Source organism: Paenibacillus mesophilus (assembly GCF_005938385.1).
Classification (GTDB): Bacteria; Bacillota; Bacilli; order Paenibacillales; family NBRC-103111; genus Paenibacillus_AB; species Paenibacillus_AB mesophilus.
Window position 1 is genome coordinate 166583 of record NZ_VCRA01000007.1, and the last position, 19456, is coordinate 186038.

The 19456-nt window shown below is 54.8% G+C and carries 18 protein-coding genes; 4 read left to right on the forward strand and 14 right to left on the reverse strand.

What is annotated here, in order from left to right; all coding sequences use genetic code 11:
* Positions 1–28 precede the first annotated feature (28 nt).
* The 4 genes from FE783_RS15200 to FE783_RS15215 are packed head-to-tail and all read right to left on the reverse strand — an operon-like array spanning position 29 to position 3537.
* Positions 29–874: an ABC transporter permease subunit gene (locus tag FE783_RS15200; protein ID WP_138880231.1), complete on the reverse strand. Its 846-nt coding sequence runs from the start codon at positions 872–874 to the stop codon at positions 29–31.
* Positions 871–1842, reverse strand: coding sequence for an ABC transporter ATP-binding protein (locus FE783_RS15205; protein WP_138880232.1), 972 nt, complete (start codon positions 1840–1842; stop codon positions 871–873). Before FE783_RS15205 ends, FE783_RS15200 begins: the two co-directional genes overlap by 4 nt.
* Positions 1839–3011, reverse strand: a complete 1173-nt coding sequence (locus FE783_RS15210; protein WP_138880233.1) for a hypothetical protein — start codon at positions 3009–3011, stop codon at positions 1839–1841. Before FE783_RS15210 ends, FE783_RS15205 begins: the two co-directional genes overlap by 4 nt.
* Positions 2968–3537 (reverse strand): sigma-70 family RNA polymerase sigma factor, encoded by a 570-nt coding sequence (locus FE783_RS15215; RefSeq protein ID WP_138880234.1) that lies wholly within the window; start codon positions 3535–3537, stop codon positions 2968–2970. The genes FE783_RS15210 and FE783_RS15215 overlap by 44 nt, the downstream gene beginning before the upstream one ends.
* Before the next feature lie 547 nt (positions 3538–4084).
* Between FE783_RS15215 and FE783_RS15220 the strand changes: the two genes are divergently transcribed.
* A complete protein-coding gene (locus FE783_RS15220; protein ID WP_420799746.1) occupies positions 4085–5380 on the forward strand; it encodes a copper amine oxidase N-terminal domain-containing protein in 1296 nt (431 codons plus the stop codon).
* A gap of 47 nt (positions 5381–5427) precedes the next feature.
* Here the strand turns inward: FE783_RS15220 and FE783_RS15225 are convergent, their stop codons facing one another.
* Together FE783_RS15225 and FE783_RS15230 are read right to left on the reverse strand one after the other, a co-directional pair.
* Positions 5428–5826 carry a VOC family protein gene (locus FE783_RS15225; RefSeq protein WP_138880236.1) on the reverse strand — a complete coding sequence of 133 codons (399 nt, stop codon included), beginning with the start codon at positions 5824–5826 and terminating at the stop codon, positions 5428–5430.
* Between the two features lie 385 nt (positions 5827–6211).
* Entirely contained in the window at positions 6212–6718 is a 507-nt protein-coding gene (locus tag FE783_RS15230) for a DinB family protein (RefSeq protein WP_138880237.1), read from the reverse strand.
* A gap of 261 nt (positions 6719–6979) precedes the next feature.
* On the opposite strand from FE783_RS15230, the gene FE783_RS15235 reads away from it, so the two are divergent.
* Both FE783_RS15235 and FE783_RS15240 read left to right on the forward strand, forming a co-directional pair.
* Positions 6980–7423, forward strand: a complete 444-nt coding sequence (locus FE783_RS15235; RefSeq protein WP_138880238.1) for a GNAT family N-acetyltransferase — start codon at positions 6980–6982, stop codon at positions 7421–7423.
* A gap of 194 nt (positions 7424–7617) precedes the next feature.
* Positions 7618–7989 (forward strand): hypothetical protein, encoded by a 372-nt coding sequence (locus FE783_RS15240; protein ID WP_138880239.1) that lies wholly within the window; start codon positions 7618–7620, stop codon positions 7987–7989.
* 16 nt (positions 7990–8005) lie between these two features.
* On the opposite strand, the gene FE783_RS37565 is transcribed toward FE783_RS15240, so the two are convergent.
* The 8 genes from FE783_RS37565 to FE783_RS15275 all read right to left on the reverse strand — a co-directional run bounded on the left by FE783_RS37565 (position 8006) and on the right by FE783_RS15275 (position 17920).
* Positions 8006–8170: a hypothetical protein gene (locus FE783_RS37565; protein WP_158301815.1), complete on the reverse strand. Its 165-nt coding sequence runs from the start codon at positions 8168–8170 to the stop codon at positions 8006–8008.
* A 468-nt stretch (positions 8171–8638) separates the two neighbouring features.
* Complete coding sequence (locus FE783_RS15245) at positions 8639–8989, reverse strand: VOC family protein (protein WP_138880240.1); 351 nt, start codon at positions 8987–8989, stop codon at positions 8639–8641.
* 24 nt (positions 8990–9013) lie between these two features.
* On the reverse strand, positions 9014–9973 hold the full coding sequence (locus tag FE783_RS15250; RefSeq protein WP_138880241.1) for an RNA polymerase sigma factor: 960 nt from the start codon (positions 9971–9973) through the stop codon (positions 9014–9016).
* An 85-nt stretch (positions 9974–10058) separates the two neighbouring features.
* Positions 10059–11042: an HD domain-containing protein gene (locus FE783_RS15255; RefSeq protein WP_138880242.1), complete on the reverse strand. Its 984-nt coding sequence runs from the start codon at positions 11040–11042 to the stop codon at positions 10059–10061.
* A gap of 265 nt (positions 11043–11307) precedes the next feature.
* Complete coding sequence (locus FE783_RS15260; protein ID WP_138880243.1) at positions 11308–13644, reverse strand: hypothetical protein; 2337 nt, start codon at positions 13642–13644, stop codon at positions 11308–11310.
* Between the two features lie 10 nt (positions 13645–13654).
* Entirely contained in the window at positions 13655–15112 is a 1458-nt protein-coding gene (locus FE783_RS15265; RefSeq protein ID WP_138880244.1) for a glycosyltransferase family 2 protein, read from the reverse strand.
* A complete protein-coding gene (locus FE783_RS15270) occupies positions 15102–16208 on the reverse strand; it encodes a HEAT repeat domain-containing protein (protein WP_138880245.1) in 1107 nt (368 codons plus the stop codon). Before FE783_RS15270 ends, FE783_RS15265 begins: the two co-directional genes overlap by 11 nt.
* Positions 16205–17920, reverse strand: a complete 1716-nt coding sequence (locus FE783_RS15275) for a GGDEF domain-containing response regulator (RefSeq protein ID WP_138880246.1) — start codon at positions 17918–17920, stop codon at positions 16205–16207. Before FE783_RS15275 ends, FE783_RS15270 begins: the two co-directional genes overlap by 4 nt.
* 386 nt (positions 17921–18306) lie before the next feature.
* Between FE783_RS15275 and FE783_RS15280 the strand changes: the two genes are divergently transcribed.
* Positions 18307–19374: a Gfo/Idh/MocA family protein gene (locus FE783_RS15280; protein WP_158301816.1), complete on the forward strand. Its 1068-nt coding sequence runs from the start codon at positions 18307–18309 to the stop codon at positions 19372–19374.
* Positions 19375–19456 lie beyond the last annotated feature (82 nt).

Sequence of the window (19456 nt, forward strand, 5' to 3'; positions counted from 1 at the left end):
CGGTTAGTCCCGCCTGCACGGTCAAGCTCTACAGATCCTTCCGGCTGAACGCCCGGCACCCCAGCAGGAGCAGAACTGCCGCATACCCCACCGTATACAGGAGGAAGGCATTCGAAGGAACACTCGCCATGGAAAAAGGCCCCATATCAGCCGTCGCCAACCCGGCCCAATCCGCTCCCCCCATAACCTCGTATAGACTTCTTCGGTAGACGGAGTCCGTGGGCAGGAGCAGCCCGGTCAGAAGGAGGAATTTGTCCAATGCGGGGTGGCTCCCTTCATAGACCGTTATCCCTTCGACCAGCCCGCTGAAGAGGGCGAACCCATACAACAGGGCTGCGCAGATCCCGTTCCCGAGCATCGGCAAATAGACGGAACCGAGCATGGTCAGCGCAAGCAGAAGGAGCGGCATCCAGATAAAGAACACGAAGCCCCGCAGCAGGTCCTCCGCAAATACGGGAAGTCCGGCCAAGCTGTGGACGGTCCAGACCACGGAAACGAACAGGACTGCGCTGTACACGGTGATCCAGACCGCATGGCCCAGCCATTTGGCCAAGTACAGCTTCCAGCGGGGGATGGGACGGGCGGCGACGGCCAGCAGCAGGCCGTTCTCCTGTTCGCCCGTGACGATCCCCATCGCCGAGAAGAGCACGAAGAAGGCGGCTAGAAATTGTGCGAAAAAAAGCCCCAGCACCATCATCACCATGCTGTTCAACATGGTTTCGGCCGGAGAGACCCGGTTCTGCGCGAATGTGCCGGCCAACTCCCGGACCCCGAAGGCGAATAGGAGCAGAAAGACGAAAGTCAAAATGATCGTGACCAGGAACACCCGCTTGCGGGTCAGCTCCTTGAAGGTGGCGGAGATGTACATGGTCATTGCGGGACACCTCCTTGGCGGAACTTAGCCATCCGGAGGAACCAGGCCTCCAGGCTGTTCGGCTCGGGGCCGGATTCGTAGAGCGTCAGGCCGCTCCGGATGAACAGAGCGCACAGGTAGCCGGCCTGTTCCCGGTCCGTTACGCGGGCGGTCAGGAGGGCGTTGCCGCTCTCATCGGCCTCGACCAGGTGCAGCAGGGTGCCCCCGACGGCCTCGTTCAACTCCGCCCACGTCTCGGGTAGCCAGCCGCCGATCCGGAAGCGCCAATTGGCGCCGCTATCACCGGTGCCGCTGAGCAGCTGGTGCAGCGGACCCGACGCCAGCAGCTCGCCTCCGTACAGGAAAGCCGCTTCATCGCACAGCTCCTCCACATCCTCGAGCAGATGGGTATTGAGGAAAACCGTCACGCCTTTGCCCCGAAGCCGCTTCAGCAGGCTGCGGATCTCGTAGCGGCCGACGGGGTCCAGGGCGGAGGCGGGTTCGTCCAGAATCACCAGCTCGGGATCCAGGAGCAGGGCGGCAGCCAGGCCAAGGCGCTGCTGCATGCCCTTGGAGAACCCGCCGACCCGGCGGTCTGCGGCTTCGGACAGGCCGACCAGCTCCAAGGTGTCCCGGACCCGGTTGCGGAAAGCGGGCGCCCGTATTTCCTGCGGGCGCAGCCCCCCCAGCCGACCATGGAAGCGGAGCACCTCCGCCGGGGTCAGCCAGTCCTGAAAGCGGAACAGCTCGGGCAAATACCCGAGCCTGCGCCGTGCCTCCGGCCGGCCCAGAGGCTGCCCCAGCACGGCGGCTCGCCCGGAGTCGGGGCGGTGAAGGCCGGCGAGCATTTTGACGAAGGTACTTTTGCCGGCACCGTTGGGTCCGAGCAGGCCGAAAATGCAGCCCTCCGGCACCCGAAGGGTGATGCCGCGGCAGCCGCCGCGGCCGTTGTAGGTTTTGGTCAATTGTTCCGTGTCGATCATCATCATGGCCGGATAAGCTCCTCCGCGGCCCGCTGGAAGCTGGATTCCGTAGGGAAATCCTTCAGCTCGCCGCCCAGCAGACCCATTCGGTCCCCTGCGAGCCAGAATAGATAGCGATTCTTGCCGTTCACCGTCATGACCGCATCATGGCCGCCCAGACGGAGGCTGGTAGTCACGCCGTCACGGGCCGGCACCGGCAAGGTGCTCTGCCAATCGCCGATGGCGGCCAGTTTCGTCCGCAGGCTGTCCGGCAGCACGGGCAGCCCAAGTACCGCCTCTCGGACGGTCGCCGCATCGATGCCGTCCTCCACGGTCAGCTCCGGCTTGCCGAATTGGAGCAGCTTCACCGGCTTGCCCGTCAAGGTGCCCTCTGTGGCGATGCCGTCCGGGATGTGCAGCCGGATGACTTTGCCGTCCGCTTCCGTAGGCAGGGTAGTGGCGCTACCCAAACGGGTGAGCAGCCGGTTGACCGCGTTCACATTCAGTTTGAAGGTAAGCGTAGTAGCCGGCTGGTAAGAGGGGTCGGTGGAGTTCCCCAACTGGAGCAGGGGGGCTCCCATCCGTTTTTCCGCTTCGCCCCATGCGATGGTATCGGCTTTCCCGCCGCCGGACTGGGTCAAGGTGCCGTATTGGGCCAGATTGAAGCTCCGGTCTCCATCGGGTGAGCCGCGGTCCAGCAGGCCGGAGATGGTCGCCATGTCATCCGCCGAAATTCCGACTCCGACCAAGTGCTGGATGCGGAAGGTTTGCTTCATGGCAGCCAGAGCCCGGTCTCCCAAGGGGGTGGTGAACAGGCCGATGGCCAATGCGGCTGCGGCAACTCCGGCGGTCAGTCTCCGAAGCCTGCGCTTGGCCGGTCTTTCCGTGCGCCAGGTGCCGTTCGCCCCGCTATGTCTTGCCGCGCTTAGAGCTCCTGTCGCTCCGCCAACCGAGGACCCTTGTGTCCCCCGGGATGTTTCCGTCTGTTTCATCTCAACCGCACCATCCTTCTCGTGATTATGATGATTCCCGTCCAATCGTGCTCGGGTCTTTGCTTCGGCCGAACGCCGACCTTCCTCCGCCTGCCTCCAAAACGCCGGAACCGGCTCCCGGGCCGTCATCCTCTCGAACCGGTCCCATGCCCGATCCGTATCAAAAACCGGCTCCCCCCCGGTCCGATTCTCTTCGTCCGCCATATTGCCGCTCCTCCTCCTGCCCGTATTTCTTCTTCAGCCGTTCCTCCGCCCGGGCCAGCAGCGTGCCGACAATCTTCGGGTTGACCTCCAGCCGGAGGGCAATCTCCTCGTAGCTGTACCCTTCCTCCCGCAGCAGAAGGGCGGTTCGGTCCCGGTCCGAGAGCTTCTGCAGCACCCGGCGGACCACGTCTATTTCCCACTCGCGGATGACCTCGGTCTCTCCCGAAGGGGCGGCGCTTTCCGACCAAGCCGCCACGCGGGCGGTTTCCTTTTCCAATAACGCCTTGCCCGACGAGCGCTGTCTCATATAATCGTAGCCTATCCGGGTCAGCACCCGGTGAAGCCAAGCACCGACGGCCTCCAGCCGATCCGGAGGGCTCCGGTACAGCCGCAGGAACACCTCTTGGGCCAAATCCTCCGCCGCCGCATAATCGCCGGTCAACGCATAGAGCTTCCGCGCCACCCCGGGGTAATGCTCCCGGAACAAGCGCTGGAACAGCTCGGGTACCTGTGCGCCTTCCTCCATGTTGCCGCCGTCCCCCCTTTCGCTTATAAGACGGATGCCGGATCGGTTTTGTAGCAGGTCTGCTTACGCAGAATCTCGATAGCTTTGCTTTGCGGGCCTTAGTATACCGGATGGCTTGTGTCTGGAGCAAGAGTTAAGCACGATGATTCAAATAACGGAATCGAATTTTGTCGTAGAGGCCGAGATTTCGGGAGGGATTCATCCTATATTTGATGAATCTTGTTAGAAAGGGAGGAAAACCTCAGGTTGTTGAAAAAGTCTAAAGTGAGAGTTGGAATACCAAAAGGGGTGGGGGAGATGTGCGTAAAGCGAAGCGGCTGACTTTAAAATCGGGTTGTAACCGCTGAAAATTCCAAAAACAACACGATTTTAACGGAAGTGGAGCGCATTCCCCCACCTCTTGCCTTCACCGCTTCCTCTCTTGCAGACTTTTTCAACAACCTCAAAACCTCCTATTCTTTTTTTCAAATGATAAATCGGGGGGATTGTTTTGAGGAAATCGGCCGTATGCGCCATAATATGGATCGCGTTAGCTCTGGGAATAGCTATGCCTGCTTATGCAAGCGACGCGATACCATCCATTACAGTTAACGGAGTACCGTTAATAACCGAGGTTCAGCCCATTATTACACCAAACGGTACGACAATGGTGCAATTCAGGCCTCTCTTCGAGAAGTTGGGGCTTGAGGTCGGCTGGGATCAAACGGACAAGGTCGTGACTGGAACAAGACCCGGCTTAAGGATCGAACTCCGAATCGAGAACGACATCGCTTCCGTCAACGGCGCGGCCAAGAAGCTGGAAGCCGCACCGATGCTCGTCGATGGAGTAACGGTTGTTCCGTTGAGGTTTATCGGCGAAGCTACCGGAAATCAAGTGATATGGAACGAAGCGGATCGCAGTATTTCGATCAACGGACCTATTTTCGTCAAGACTATTTCTACTTTCGGCAAAGGAAGCTTCTCTCCCGTCAGATCAGTAACTCCGGAAGATGTTGCGGCTGTGAACTTATATGAAAAGGATGGAATCCTGCATTTTGTTTGGATGGAATCCGATCCATCCGCAAAAAAGTTCGTCATTCGGTTATCCGCGGCCGACGCCGAGCGTTGGATCGTCACGGAGAAGAGCTTGCTCGAGCTTCCTTATTACGAAGACGACAAGCTCAATAAACGGCCTCCCGTTCTGCTTATGGAACAAAGTGTGATCCTTGAGGATAGGAACGGGCTAAAACAAATTACGTATAACGAGAAGGGCGAATTGTTGTCAGACGACTATTTAATCAAGAGGCCTGCGACAAACGGCGAAGCGAGGATCATCCGACAGGTCTATTTCGGACAAAGACAGGGCGTCATCTGGGGACCGGAAAACGGGAGGCACATTTACTTTTTTGATTCACCGGGTAAATCGATCCCGATTAAAGATACGCCGTTAAACAGCCTTTTTCTTGCAAACTTGTATAGCAATCTGCCGGTCATTCTGGATGAGAGCGGTACTGTCGCGACCTTTCAAGGAGATCCTTTTGATAGATCCATTTTGGTGCGGTTGAATATTCACTCCGGTCAGCTTGAACGAGCTTATCCCAAGTTGCCGGACCATAATCAAATATTGGGCGGCCAGCTTATTCACCGGGATTTTAAACTGTATCTTTTTTATATTACGGGTTCCGTTCATAAAACTGAGATAAACCTTGCGACGTTTGATTCCGCCAAGCAAACCATTACCGGAATCTACCGCAATATTATGGAGGGGGATGCTTTTGCGACAATAGTAAAAGATGAGGTTCATTTCTGGACCATCTCGGAGCCGACCGGCGAGCTGAATGTTACCGTTTTTAAGCTGCCGTGAGAGTGCCGCAACAGGCTGCCATTGTCGGCAGCCTGTTGTCATCATAATCAAAATTCCAGAATCGATAAGATATTCCCGTCCGGATCAGCAACTTTAAAGTACTTTGCACATGGCAAGTTATCGATTCGATCGAAAGCATGAACGCCTTCCTTTTGCAGCTGTTCATAAAATTCATCTATATTTTCAGTCCGAAGTTCAAAAATGGAGCCCATAGTCCCATTGCTATGCATGTAATGCATCTTCACTCGATCCGGTGACTCATGAAGAAACACGGTCTGCACTCCGATTTTGATTTGTGAATTTGCGCTTCCGTCCTTAAATCTTTGTGGTTCTCTAACAACCTTGCAACCCAGATGCTTAACATACCAGTCAGTCGAAACAAAGACATCCGTTACAGTCAAGTTAAAGCACGCAAATTCGATTACACGTTTGTGTGTAATTTCCATACCGGGCAATTGCCTCCTTTATAATTTTTTATTTTGAAATATTCAACGGCCAACACAATCAAGCCAAGAACAAACAATCCGATCCCCATTATGAACGGGAAGCCCAGAAATAAACTCTGCACAACTTCGTTCCCTAATTCTCCGCCAAATATAGCGAACCATAGCTTCGAGCCACTCCACAACTGCCGGGTCATGCAAATCCCGATAACTCTACAACAATCATAGTGTACCCGCCTTAAATTAGTAGAGTATACAGTATGAACATAATCTAGTACTTTGCCGCCCATTGGTCGAGAAAAGGCAACCGGTCCACTTGGCCGGCTGCCTTTGCAATAATCCCTATGTACACACCCCGAGCTGTCAGGACACCAGTATAAATCGATACTTATTGCTGAGCCCGAGCTGCCCGCATGGCTGCGGTTTCTTCTTCGTTAGGACCGTAGAGACCTGGCGCTACGAGTCCGGCCTGGCGCATGAGAATCGTCATCTGGCCGCGGTGATGAATTTGATGGCGGAGCATGATGGTAAGCACGCCGCCGTATGTCGTATCGATGAAGTTGAACAAGCGAAGAGACTCCTGCAGCTTGGCATCGGACCACTGCTGTGCCAATGCCGTTACTGCGGCATCGTTAACTTGCCGATAGGCGGCTGCGATAGCCGCTGCGGAGGTCGGCTGATTTTTGGGGTCCGGTACTTCCAGCTGCAAGCCTGCCGAGTTCAGAAAAGCGCCGAAGCTGCCTACCAAGTGCCAAGCAAGATCACCGAGGGAACGCTGTTGAGCCTCCGAGACCGTTTGCTTGAGCGAAGCATCGGTAAGCTTGTCCAGCACTTGCAGGGTAAGAGAGGCTTCAAGCTTCCAGTCTTCCAGAAATCCTTTCACGCTAGTGTACATGGGCTCATCTCTCCTTAGTTCCTATTATGAGTTGGCGTCGACGCCTACTCGTTGCCAATTACCGAATATGCTTTACGGTGATTGTACCAGTCAATTATACCACTATGGCAGCAGCTTTTTACAATTTTTCGCAAAACTGTCCGCGGCAACCGTATCCCGCTGTAATTGACGGCATTGAATATCAAATCAGTTTGTTGTATATTTATACAATCCAATTCAGATGGTTTTACTTTGATCAATAAAGGGGATGACAGAAGAGCCATGACTGTAACGATAAGAAACGCCGAAACCAAAGATATCAACCCGCTGACGGAATTAATGTATCAGTACATCACAGATTTCTATAAGCGGCCAAGACCTTCATCCGGAAAGATACATAGCTTAATCTCAACCTTGCTCGAGCACACAAAAGGGATTCAATTCGTGGCCGATAAGGAAGGCGAACTGCTCGGCTTTGCTACTTTGTACTTTAGTTTCAGTACGACCAAAGCGGATAAAATCACGATCATGAACGATTTGTTCGTAGTAGAAGACGCAAGAGGTACGGGCGTAGCCCAACAACTTTTTAAGACGTGCGAACAATTCACCAATGAAAACGGCTATGCCTACATGTCATGGGTTACAGCGACCGATAATAAACGCGCACAAAGGTTTTATGAGAAAATGGGCGGTTCGGTAGAAGCTTGGCTGAACTATTCGATATAATGCAGAAATACTAAGCAATTTTTCTAACAGCAAACCACATTTCGACAAAGCTGAGCCCGGCTCTGCCACCGTAGATTACAATGTTAAAGAAGCAGTCCTCGGCCTTAGCCTAGGGTGAAACCATGCTCGAGTCCGTTATTTGCACAAGCGGGCTTCGTTTACAATGGAAATAAACTCCATAGGGGGCTGCGTCAGTGAGAATATGGGTAGTAAGCTTGCTAGTAATAAGTATGCTGGGCTTGGTCGGATGCTCCAAACCTACACAGTTCAAGGGAGAAAGCACAAATTGGTCCGTCACCTGCTCGGTCCGGCAGTCGGCTAAAGTTAAATCTTATCAAATCCGTTATATCGGCCCGGACAAAGATCGCGACAGCCAAGTCAGCTATTCATTCGCGGACAGTCAAAATTTTAAAGCAAGCAAAGAGAGCAGCACAACCTCCTTGAATGGTTTGAAAATAAGCGGCGAGTCCAGCAATGATGCGCCTTATGTGGACGAAGACCAATTTAAGCTCCACATCAAATGGAACGGTAAGGAAGAGACGATTCAAATTGAAAAGGTGAAGTGACGGAAATAGGGACGGCTCAGCCGTCCCCTGCTTGCAAATGGATCATCGCGTTCATTTCGCTTAATACGGTGATGCCCCGCACTTCCGCCTCCTTGGCAAGGGCAAGAAGTTCGATCGTACGCGCCGCATTTTCCCTCAGACGGACGTCCCCGCCGGTTTCCCGGAGCGGATATGGGTACAACGGTGCAATATCCTCGAGATGCTCTAACCCCGAACTCCTTCGCAAACAAATTCCAACCGACTACGGGAAAACCGCGTTTCAAGCTTTGACGTATCGTTTCGATAATGCCCGCCAGCGTGTCGGGCGTGATCGTTTTGACCGGCGGACACAGATTTAACGTTTTAAACCCCAAATTCAAGAAATTACGCCGCAACACTTCCCCGCCATGCATGCAATATGGACTATCCGGAGCGATCGTATTTTGACGCAGGTTAATCCGAAACGCGTGCCCCGTGTATCCCATTACCTCGGATAATGTCCTATCCGCTTTGTCCGTATGCTGCAATACCGCATGGATCGCTTGTACAATCGTGCTTGGCGTTTGCTCGAACTGGACGGGTAAAATAGTCGGCAATGAATTCATCTCCCTAACGTATCTCTAATTCCCTTCACTCCGAGAGATGCCATTCCGTGCAAGTTTTTGAACTCCTATTTGTATTGAATGAGACCCAGGTGTACCCCTGTCGGATCGACGATATAGGCAAGGCAGAAATCCCCGAAATCCATTTTCTCTTGTACGACTTTGGCACCGTTCCCAATCGCTTTCTCCAACGTTTCGTCAATGGAATCGACCTGGATTTGCAAACGGGTGCCTTGCGGAAAATGCTCGGGACCTTGGGCGATACCGCCGTCGATTCCCGGTTGTTCGGCCGCCCCCGTCTTGGCGCTCCGGTATCCCCACTGCGGCTCCGATACTTCCCATCCGAATACAGTCGAGAAAAACTTGGCTTGCGCTTCAGGATTTTGGCTGCTTAATTCGAACATTACGACTCGATTCATAGTCTACACCTCATCAGTTGGTTTTTAAATGAAATCCGATAGCGGCAGCCCAAGCTCGCTTGCAGCCGCGCGCATAAAATCGCGACAGAAGGAGTAATCCTTCCACCGTACGACTTTGTCCATTTCCCATTCCAGCGTGTTGATATTATTCAGCATGAGTCCTTGTTCGGTGCGAAGCAAAATAATTACGGCAGGCTGGCCCCACAGCGTATCCGCGTATACGAAAAGATCTTTCGCCAGCTTCGTGCCGCTGTACGGATTAAGAGATTTTTGCGTAATCGTAGACTTGCCGTATTCGGAGCTGTTCATCGAGACGAAGCTGAACGTCGCTTCATCGATAAGGAAGCGGGCCAGTCCCTTATAATCTTTACGATTGAAGGCTTCGAGGAACTTCTTCATGAATTCGGGATTTACCGCATCTTGTTGAGCCATACGATTCTTAGCGGCCCCTTCTTCGGCGCTATCTTTGTTCAGCTTGCGCAGGTTGGCTCTCGCCCGGTGTAACATGGCGTTTACGGCGGTTTCCGTTGCGGAAATAAGCTCGGCCGTCTCCTTGGCGGTAAAGGAGAACGATTCCATGAGTATAAAGACGGCGGCTTGTTTCGGGGTCAAATGATGCACCAATACTTCCAATGCTTCGCTTACTTCTATCGAATCCGCCGCTTCGCTTTCGTATAGATGCTCCTCCGCATATTCCTCCAGCTTTACTTTCATTCTCCGGCATTGATCGATCCAATGATTGGTAGCTACCCTGAATAAGAAAGATTTCGTTTGCAACGGCTGCTGTCTATGAGATAGTGCAGAAAGAGAAGCAAACGATTTAAGCAGCGTATCTTGCAGCAAATCCTCGGCATCCCAAGGGGAGCCGGTTAGTTTCCTGCAGTAATGCCAAAGCTGGGAGCGGAAAGGACTAATAATTTCTATAAATCTGCCCCATGGATCAACCGTATTGTCGCCGATAAGCTGCAGGTCGGTTTTATTCAAGCTTCATCTCCTTTCGAATGCCCGACTACTAGTAATACGAAAAATAGTCGAACATCCATATGGGCTGTTTAAACTTTTTTTGATGTCAAATCATGTCGAAGTGATACGTTCGACATAACGATTCCAATTCCTGCAACTTTAGCTGCGCCTCGGGCATAACTTTACTGACCGGTACTCCTCGCACGTACGGTTGTTTATTGTACACCTTTCTGACTTCGGCCCGATAAGTGCCATGCTCGCCATTATTGCGAATGATGATCCTATGGGGTTGTTTTACGAGAACGTCGATGTGCCGCCGTACGGCTTCCGAGCCGCTTCCTTCCAATAAGGAAAGCAGCTGATAATCGGTCAATCGATCGATCGAATGTAAGATGCCGCGGTTTTCTTCCCTGTACAAAAGGATCGCCTTCGCCAAAATCTCGTCTGCCGCCAGGAAATGGGGATGCAAAAATATTTGATTGTCCGTTACAACCGCATGCAGCAGTTGCATAGCCGTTTCTTCGTCAGTCTCGATTACATGATTGTTAAACTTTATTTTATCGACCAAGCGTGACGGGGGCACCAAATGCATGCCGGCTCCGTATGTATCTCGTATGAAGCTGTCGAAGTGGTCTATGCTGATTCCGTCCGTTTTGCCGCTTAACGGAGTATTTTGATTCAGCAAATCGATGATGCGTGACGGTGTGAATTGATGCTTTTCCAATATTTCGGACACGGGGGCGGAAGCGATAGCTTCTTCCGTAAGAAGATGATGGTTTTTCCCCAGCGTCTTTTCTACCGAATGAGAGAACGGGAGGTGCCCGATGTCATGTACAATCGCCGCGGCGTGCAGCTCGCGCCAATCCGGATAAAAATGCTTCGTCAGCGCCCATACTCCGACCGTATGCTCGTAACGCGAATGCGTGATCGGACTGATCAAGGCACCGGCACCGAAATGATGCAAATGCTTCAGCCTTCTAAGCGGGGAGCTTTGGAACAACTCTCTTTCGAAAGGTTCTGCAGAAATCCGAAGCTGGTATAAAGGCTCCCATACCGAATCGTCAACAAAGATTTGCTGTGCTTGCACCATGCAGGAAACAATCCTCCATCTGAATTGTGATAACCCTATTATAAACAACTCTTATGGAAGATCATGCTACTAAATGCTTTTATTCATCTATAATGACTACTGCCCATAGTAAAGACCGCTCCCGTCTCATGGAGAGAAGGAACGGTCTTTGCTTGCTTCTAAAATAGCGGTCTAACGTCTCTTATTCCCCCGAATTCGCCGGTTTCCTCCAAAATAAGAGGTATTAGGGACTCTTTTCCGTTCTCCGGCATCTGCTCATTCGAGATTACGGCAGCCGGATTCGTCCGAATACGTCCTTCATCGCATAGTACGACTGCTTCAACCGCTCATGGAAACGCGGCTGCTCCCAAGTCGGCCATACGAGCGGAATCATGTCCTCGGCCGAAAGCTTGCCTTCCTTGAGCGCAGGGTAAACGAACGTTAGCGTGCCCGGATCGAGCGCCGGCTCCTCGTCGGCCGCGCTCTGCACAGAGTCGCCCGGCTTGTAGGCGGCGACGGCGAACTTGAAGCCCGGCACGGTTTGCTTGGCCGCAAGCCCTTCTTTCCATATATCGCCCATCACCTCGCGGGTGCTCGGATCTTTCACATTCAGCAGCTGCCAAGCGATTCTCGCTTCCAGCACATGCTCCTTCTCATCGAAGAAGACGTCGGCCAAGGAATCGTATTCCTTGCTCGCCGGATTGCCGTTGCCGAAACGAAGCAGCCCGGTTTCGTAAGCGTCGAACGGAAGCTTCAGCCCGCTGTCCGGGATCGTCAACGCCTTGTTCAACGCCAATTGAAGTGTATGGTACCGGCCGTTATTCGAAGTCTGCGCATACTCCCGGGGCGGAATCATGTTCAACGTATGGCCGTATTGGTAATAAAACGCGTCGTAGTAGCTGTCCACCCATACCCGCGAATGATCGGGACCCCCGATGTCGATCACGAAATCGAAGCCGCCATCCGTTGTCGCCCCGTCGCTTCCCGGCAACTGCTGCTGTCCTTGGCCCGGAATCGTGTCGAGCATGATCATCGCCCTCACCCGCCGCCAATCGAACGGGCGACCGTCCTTCCCGAAATCGAGGCGGAGGTAGACGTATCGTTCGTCGGCGGATGAGGCGACCCGATCCACGCGACGGTGCGCATCCCATTCATCGACAGCTTGCACTACCGAAGTTTCCCCGATATTTAGAAGAGGAATGCCTGCCTTCTCCCAATCCTTCGTGTCCCCGTCCACCAGCAATTGCACGCCTTCGGCGTTCGGATCGAAGCCGAGCAAGCCGAACTGCTGCTCGCTCGTCTGGGCGTTGGACCAGAAAGGACGGCGGTCGGGATTGTCGAGGTCCATCGTATTCCATGTCCTCTTGAACCATTCGTCCTGCCAAGTGAATACAAGTCCTCCGGCCATACCTTCCCTGTAAATATCCTCGAACAGTCGGGCATTGATCGCGCCCTGCTGCTCCTCCGTCAAGTGGCCCTGGTTCCATCCGCTAACGTTTCGATGCGTCATCCCCCGCGAAGCGGGAACGCCGAATTCGGCAACCAGCACCGGCATCCGGTGAGACTGCTTCAGATCGTGCAAATAGCCCGCATAACGGTTCGTTTCACCGCGGGAATCCGTATAGGCCGCATACTTTTGCTCGTAATTCATAAATTCGGGGTAATACGGGTAGACGTGATAGGAAGCGAAGTAGCCGCTCTTAAGCGCCGGTTTCGCCACGATCGCGTTCGGATCGACGGACACCATATCTTCCTTCGGCGCAGGCTCGGACGGATGGCGCATCGGGTCGGTCGTCACCCAATTCGTAAAGCTGAACGGCCGCTGCCACTTATACGTATCCATTTCGTAAACGGCGACGTCCTCCATCAGCTTCGCCACCCATACTTCAAAGGGAGACGCCTGCTCGGTCCGGAAGTACGTGCCGTCCAGCTGCGCCGTTCCTTCGCGCTTCTTGTTCGTCGAGTCGACCATGATCGGGTCCCATTCGATGCCGAGCACCCAGCCGAGCACATAGTTTGATATGTCCGCCCCGTACTTACCGGAAGCATGTCCCGGTCTTGCCGGCAAATCCGCTTTCCCGTGAATGACGTTCACCATATCGCGGAGCTCTTTCTGAAGCTCCTCGTTGACCTCGACCGAGTAAGCGTCTCCCGTCTCGACCAGCTTCTCCTCGTCGACCCATACCCCGTGCAGCACCATGACGGGCTCGTCCGCCTTGTCGTTGTATTCCTTCAATGCCTCGTAAAATGCCGGCGGGTGCAGCGTATAGACCCGGACCGCGTTCGCGTGCATGTCGCCGATTTGCTTGAACCAGCGGGCATATTCCTCTTTCGTAATGGCGGTTTCCCCGGGAAAGTGACCCGGTTTGGCGACACCCATGTTGACGCCCTTGATCAATAAGTCTTGCCAAACGCCGTTGCGGCGGACTTGAATGTAATGATCGCCGGTTCGGGCGGGCATCGATATGCCATCGACTTTCACAGTCTCCAAGCGTTGTACATCAGCTTGCTTTTGCCGGTCGAAGACACACGCCGCACCGCCGGCGGCCAAGCCGGCCAGCACGACACCGCCGAGCAGCCAGACGGGCCAGCGACGCCTTCGTTTCGATCTTTTTCTGCGCATGGAGCTTCCCTCATCCTCCCGTCCGTTTCCGCTGCGACTCCACCGATATGCCTTTGCGCGTCATCTCGCCCCATTCGTGCCGTTTGCCGCGGAGCGATTTGAACAGCCCGTTCAGCCTCCATACCGTTTGGATCGGCCGGTACCAGAACGTTTCCGACAACGCCCAGAAGAACAGTCTCGTCACATCCGAGACGCGGTTATATTTGCTTAACGTCCATTCCTCGAGCAATACCGCCCCCATCGACAGAAACGAGCCGTACAAGAGCATGGACAAAAACAGCAGAAAGCTGAAATATAGCTGAGTATGTCCCGTGAACAGTCCCCAAACGGCGATCGCGTAGCCGATCAGTTCCAAGATAGGACCAAGCAGCTCGACGAACAGAAAATACGGCATCGCGACGAGGCCGATTTTGCCGTAGCGGGGGTTCAGCACCATTCTCCTGTGCTTCCACAAGCTCTCGAACAAGCCGCGCTGCCAACGGACACGCTGGCGCTTCAACACTTTCATCGTTTCCGGCGCTTCCGTCCAGCAGACCGGATCCGGGATGTAGGCGATTTTCGCCTTGCTCCCTTTCTCCCGGATCAACCGGTGCAGGCGTACGACCAGCTCCATATCCTCCCCGATCGTTCCGACCTCGTAGCCGCCCGCCTCCAGCACCCAATCTTTGCGGAACACGCCGAATGCGCCGGATACGATAAGCAGCATGTTGAACCGGCTCAATCCGATCCGACCGATGAGAAACCCGCGCATGTATTCGATAACCTGCATAATGACGATCGGACGCCCCGACAGACGGACGTCTCCGCGGGCCAAATGCCCGCGGTCCACGATGCTGCCGTTCGCGATGCCGACGCTGCCCCCGCTCGCGATTATTTCTTCCCCGGGCTTCGCCTCGACGATCGGCTTCATAATTTTCAGAAATGCGTCGGCATCCAGTACCGTATCCCCGTCCAGCGAGACGAAGTAAGGGTATTGGGAATAATGGATGCCCGCGTTCAACGCATCCGCCTTGCCGCCGTTTTCCTTATCCAATACGACAAGACCCGGGTGCTTCCGGGAACGGTAAACGCCGCGCACCGGCTTCGTTTCCTTCCGCGATGTCCACAACACCTGATGCTTGACCTCGTACATGTCGAATTCCTCGATCATCCTGTCCTTCGTTCCATCCTTCGAGCCGTCATTAATGACGATGACTTCGTATAAGGGATAGTTCATGCCGAGCAGCGAACGGACGCTGTCCACTATATTTTTCTCTTCATTATAGGCAGGGACGAGGATGGATAAAGGCGGACTGAAAGCGGAATGCAGCAATTCCCCGTAATGAACCGTATGGATGTCGGCCTCGCGCCGGAGCTTGCGGAACGCGACCAGAAACAGGAACATATAAAAGGCCATAACGGCAAACACGTAAATAACGACGACCCAGCCGCCGATCTCCGCTGCAAGCGGCAACCCCTTATCCGGCATCGGCAACGCCTCCCTCCCCTTGCTCCAGCATTTCCTCGGCCGCCTCCCGCGCGAAGCGGTCGGGGTGAAAGGATGCAATCTGCCTGAGCTTCGCGGCGCCGTCCGCATATTTCAGTATCGAGCGTCCGGCTTCGATTCGGACCAAGTACGCCTGGTCCCCCATCATCTGTTCGAGTATCGGCACAAAATCGGGATTGCGCACCTCGGCCATCAGCCTCGCCGTCATGAGCCGCATCGGCCATGAGTACGTACGCCATTCCTTGCTCGCTTCCAGGAAGGCCGACTCCGCCTCCTCGGTCATATAGCCGAAATTGGCCAATGCTTTCATCGCCCGGATGCGGCATTCCTCCGACGGATCGGCAAGCAGCCGCTCGAACCAAGCCAGCACCCGCTCCGAACGGATATTGCGGATACGCAGCACATCGATCAGATTCAGCCGCAGCGATTCCCGGACTTCCCCGCTGCGTGCGATCAGTTCCTCCAGCAGATCGGCCGGCATGACGATCAGGACGCTCCGGTACATATGCTCGGAAATATAATCCGTTTCGTGCTTGGCATCCTCCGTCACCATCACGTCTACGATGTCCGGATTCCGGAGCAAAGCGAGTACCCGAATCGCGGACCATTTTTCCGTATCTCCGGTTTTGCGGTTGAACGCAAGGTCGAGGACGTTATTTTCAATTCCTTTCAGCTGAAAAAGTCCGATCAAGGCGAGTGCGTTCATCCTGACGGTCCAATTCCGTTCTTGGAGCGACTTACGGTATACATCCGAATACAACTCGGCGACGAGGCGGGATATGCGCTCGATCTCGGTCTGCATGCCGCTCAAGATCACCTGGTGAAACAAATAGTTTTCCAGCGCGGCGAACTGCCACTTGCGGCGGGGAACGATTCGCCGGGAACGCGTCCCGTCCCGCAAGTACTGCTCCAACGGAGAATCCGGCTGCTCCATGAGGGCCGTCCACTGCCGAATGCGTTCCTTCGTCCGGTTCGACGACCATTTGCGGATGACGAGAAACCCGTACAGGAACAGCAGCAGGCCGGCGACCATCGCACAAAACCAACCAACATACGCAATCGTGTAACCGGCGCTCATGATTTGTTCCCCTGGAGAATGCGCAACATTCTGGCTTCCAGCTCCGGCAGCCGGAACGGCTTCGTGACGTAATCGTCCGTTCCGAGCCGCATCGCCTGCGCAATCTCCTCTTGTTCCCCGACACCGGTCAGCATGATGATCCGGTAACGGTCCGGCGGATAATCCGCACGCAGACGCGTAAGCACCTCGATACCGTTGATTTTCGGCATCATCCGGTCGAGAATGAGCAAATATTTCGCTTTCTGCCGATGCCAGTCGTCCTCGAAAAAAGCGGAGCCGTCCGCGAACGTCCGCACCTCGGGCGCTTGGCCTTCGAGCCGCCATTCCTTCAATCTGCGCTGCAGCATATTGCGGATGATCGAATCGTCGTCGAGAATGGCGATGCGCCATTGCTCCGCTACTTGCCCGCTCACGCCGTCCGCTTCGAGCACCGTTCCCGGCCCGCCCTGCTTCGCTTGCTTCATCGCTTCGGACAAGCGGGATGTTTGCAGGTCAATGCTTTTCTGTACGTCCCATCGTTCGTACACGGCGCATATGGTTTTGACGACCGGATTGCCGTCGATCGCGAAGCCGCGACTGGCGAAGCTTTGCGCGAGCCCCTCGAAGCGCACGCCCGCTTCCTCGGCGGACAGCCCTTTCGACAGGAGCAGAAATTGGTCTTTGTCCCAACGGATCAGCAGCTCGTCTTGATGCAGCCGCCCCTTCAGAAACGCGGCCGCCTGAAACAGCAGCGAGTCCGCACCGGCATGGCCGAACTTGTCGTTCAATTCCTGAAACCGATCGATATCCAGCAGCGCCGCGTATAGAGATACTCCGCTTCGGGCGCACTCCCTGCTGTACCGTTCCCACTCCGCACGCAGATACACGGCGTTATACAGCCCTGTACATTCGTCGGACAGCATGAACTTGCCGATCGATTGCTTCCTGCGGATTTTGTTCATGACGCGCACGGCGAATTCGTCCGGATCGACCGGTTTGGCCAGAAAATCGTCCGCTCCGCGCGTGTACGCTTTAAGTCGGGCGTCCTTATCTTGCTGTGCGCTCATCAGGATGACCGGCACGATCATTTGCAGCGAACGTTCTTGAAGAATCGTAAGCAGATCATACCCGCTATGACCCGGCAGCACGACATCCAGCACGACACAATCCGGCTTCAGCTCATAAAACCATTGGATCGCTTTCTCCGGATAAGGGGTAGCGAGAACGAGACAGCCCTCCGCCTCCATCCGCTCTTTAAATAATTGAAGCAGCACCAAATCGTCGTCGACGAGCAGGACGAGCGCTTTCGCCGGAGCGGGAGCGGCAGTGACAGCGGCAGTGACAGCGGCAGTGACAGCGGCAGTGATAGAGGGAGCCTTGGCGGCAGCGGACGGGGCATCCGCATGCGTCGTCTTCCCATCGGCCGCCTCGGCCGGCACAACTTCTGTTTGTGCCACGCGGCTTGCTTCGGCTTGAGCCCTTAATTCAATTATGGGAGTAAGAATGAGCATAATGTCCGGATAGGACAAGCCGGCCGAGCTTTCCTCGTCGATGCGCTGCAGCAGGGCGGCGGCCCGATCGGTCCATTCCTGCAGCCCGATCGTCGCAGCGGTGCCTTTGATCGAATGCAGCAGCCGGTACAGCTCGGATTCGGGAACGTCTTTGCCTGATGCTAGCCACTGTTCCAACGTCCGGTCGAATTGCCGGATAAAAACTTGCTTATATTTTTGCATGGCCACGTTCCTGTTCGATTCATCGTAATAGGTAACCTCAAACAATTTTACCCCATATTGATGGCTTCGCAAATAGGACGGCGGCGCTAACAACTGTCTATCCGCCTACATGAAGCCAGAAAAGTCCCGATCGATCTTGTTTTTGTCCCGATCCGCCATGAATTCGCCGTTTTGGATGATTATGATGGAGGTAAGAAAGCTGATCCCCCAGAAGTGATGATCTGCTTCGTAGCTTATTCCATCGGAGCAGTCTAGCCGCTCTCGCAACAATAGCTTCAACTAGAACACGAATGTACTTCGCCGAATTGCATCGATCAAAGCTATTGTTAATACTTCTGGGGGATCCCCCTATAACAAGCGACATGTTTCCCGGAAGGAGTATCAGGATGAGCGAGCCGATCCAAATTGGCGTTCTCGGTTTTGCACACGGTCATGTCAACACGTATTGCGACGAATGGAACAAAAATCCGGATCTCGGCATTCAAGTCGCCGCCGGATGGGATCACGATCCGGAGCGGCTGGAGAAAGCGAAGCAGGCGTTCGGCCTGCAAACGTATGCGGAGGCATCGGCGCTTCTTGCCCGGGAAAATATCCGGGCCGTCGTCGTAGCATCGGAGACGTCGCTTCACGCGGAGTTGGTGGAACAGGCCGCTGCAGCGGGTAAAGCGGTTATCCTGCAGAAGCCGATGGCGCTGACGATGCGCGAAGCGGACCGGATTGTCGATGCCGTGAACAAACATCGCATTCCGTTCACGATGGCTTGGCAGATGAGAGCCGATCCGCAAAACATTCGTATGAAGCAATGGATGGACAGCGGCGAGCTCGGCCGCGTATTCACGGTCCGTAGAAGGCACGGGCTTGCCATGGGATTGCAGGCGAATTTCGCCGACTCGTGGCACGTCAATCCGGAATACAACCGGGACATCTGGGCCGATGACGCCTCCCATCCGATCGACCTGCTGCATTACTGGCTGGGCGTCCCGGAGAGCGTCACCGCGGAAATCGAGTCGCTGTACAACCCGCGCATCCCGATGGATAACGGCATTGCCGTCTTCCGTTACCCGGGCGGTCCGCTGGCCGAGGTGAATTGCTCCTTCACCTGCAACGCGGCGGAGAATACGACGGAGATCGTGTGCGAACGCGGCACGATCGTGCAAAATTACGGCGACGCGACCAGCTGCAACGTCCCGCGTCCTTCCGGAAGCCCGGGTCTTAAACGGTTCGACGCTTCGACGGGTGCCTGGACGGCAAGCGACATCGAGAGCCCGCCGAATCACGGTTTCCGCATACGCGGGCTGGCGGGGCCGTTGGCTCAGTTTTTGCGGGGCGAGCGTGCGGCGCTGGCATCCGCGGAGGAAGGCCGTACGTCGCTCAGGATGGTGCTGGCCTGCTATGCTTCCGCTCGGCAAGGGCGAAGAGTTACGCTGGATGATCCGATGATATCGCAATTGTAAGCGATAACAATTACCTAATTAATAGGATAAGAGAGGCGGGTGAAGTTTCCGGAAGTCCTCGGACATCGCATCCGGAAACGAA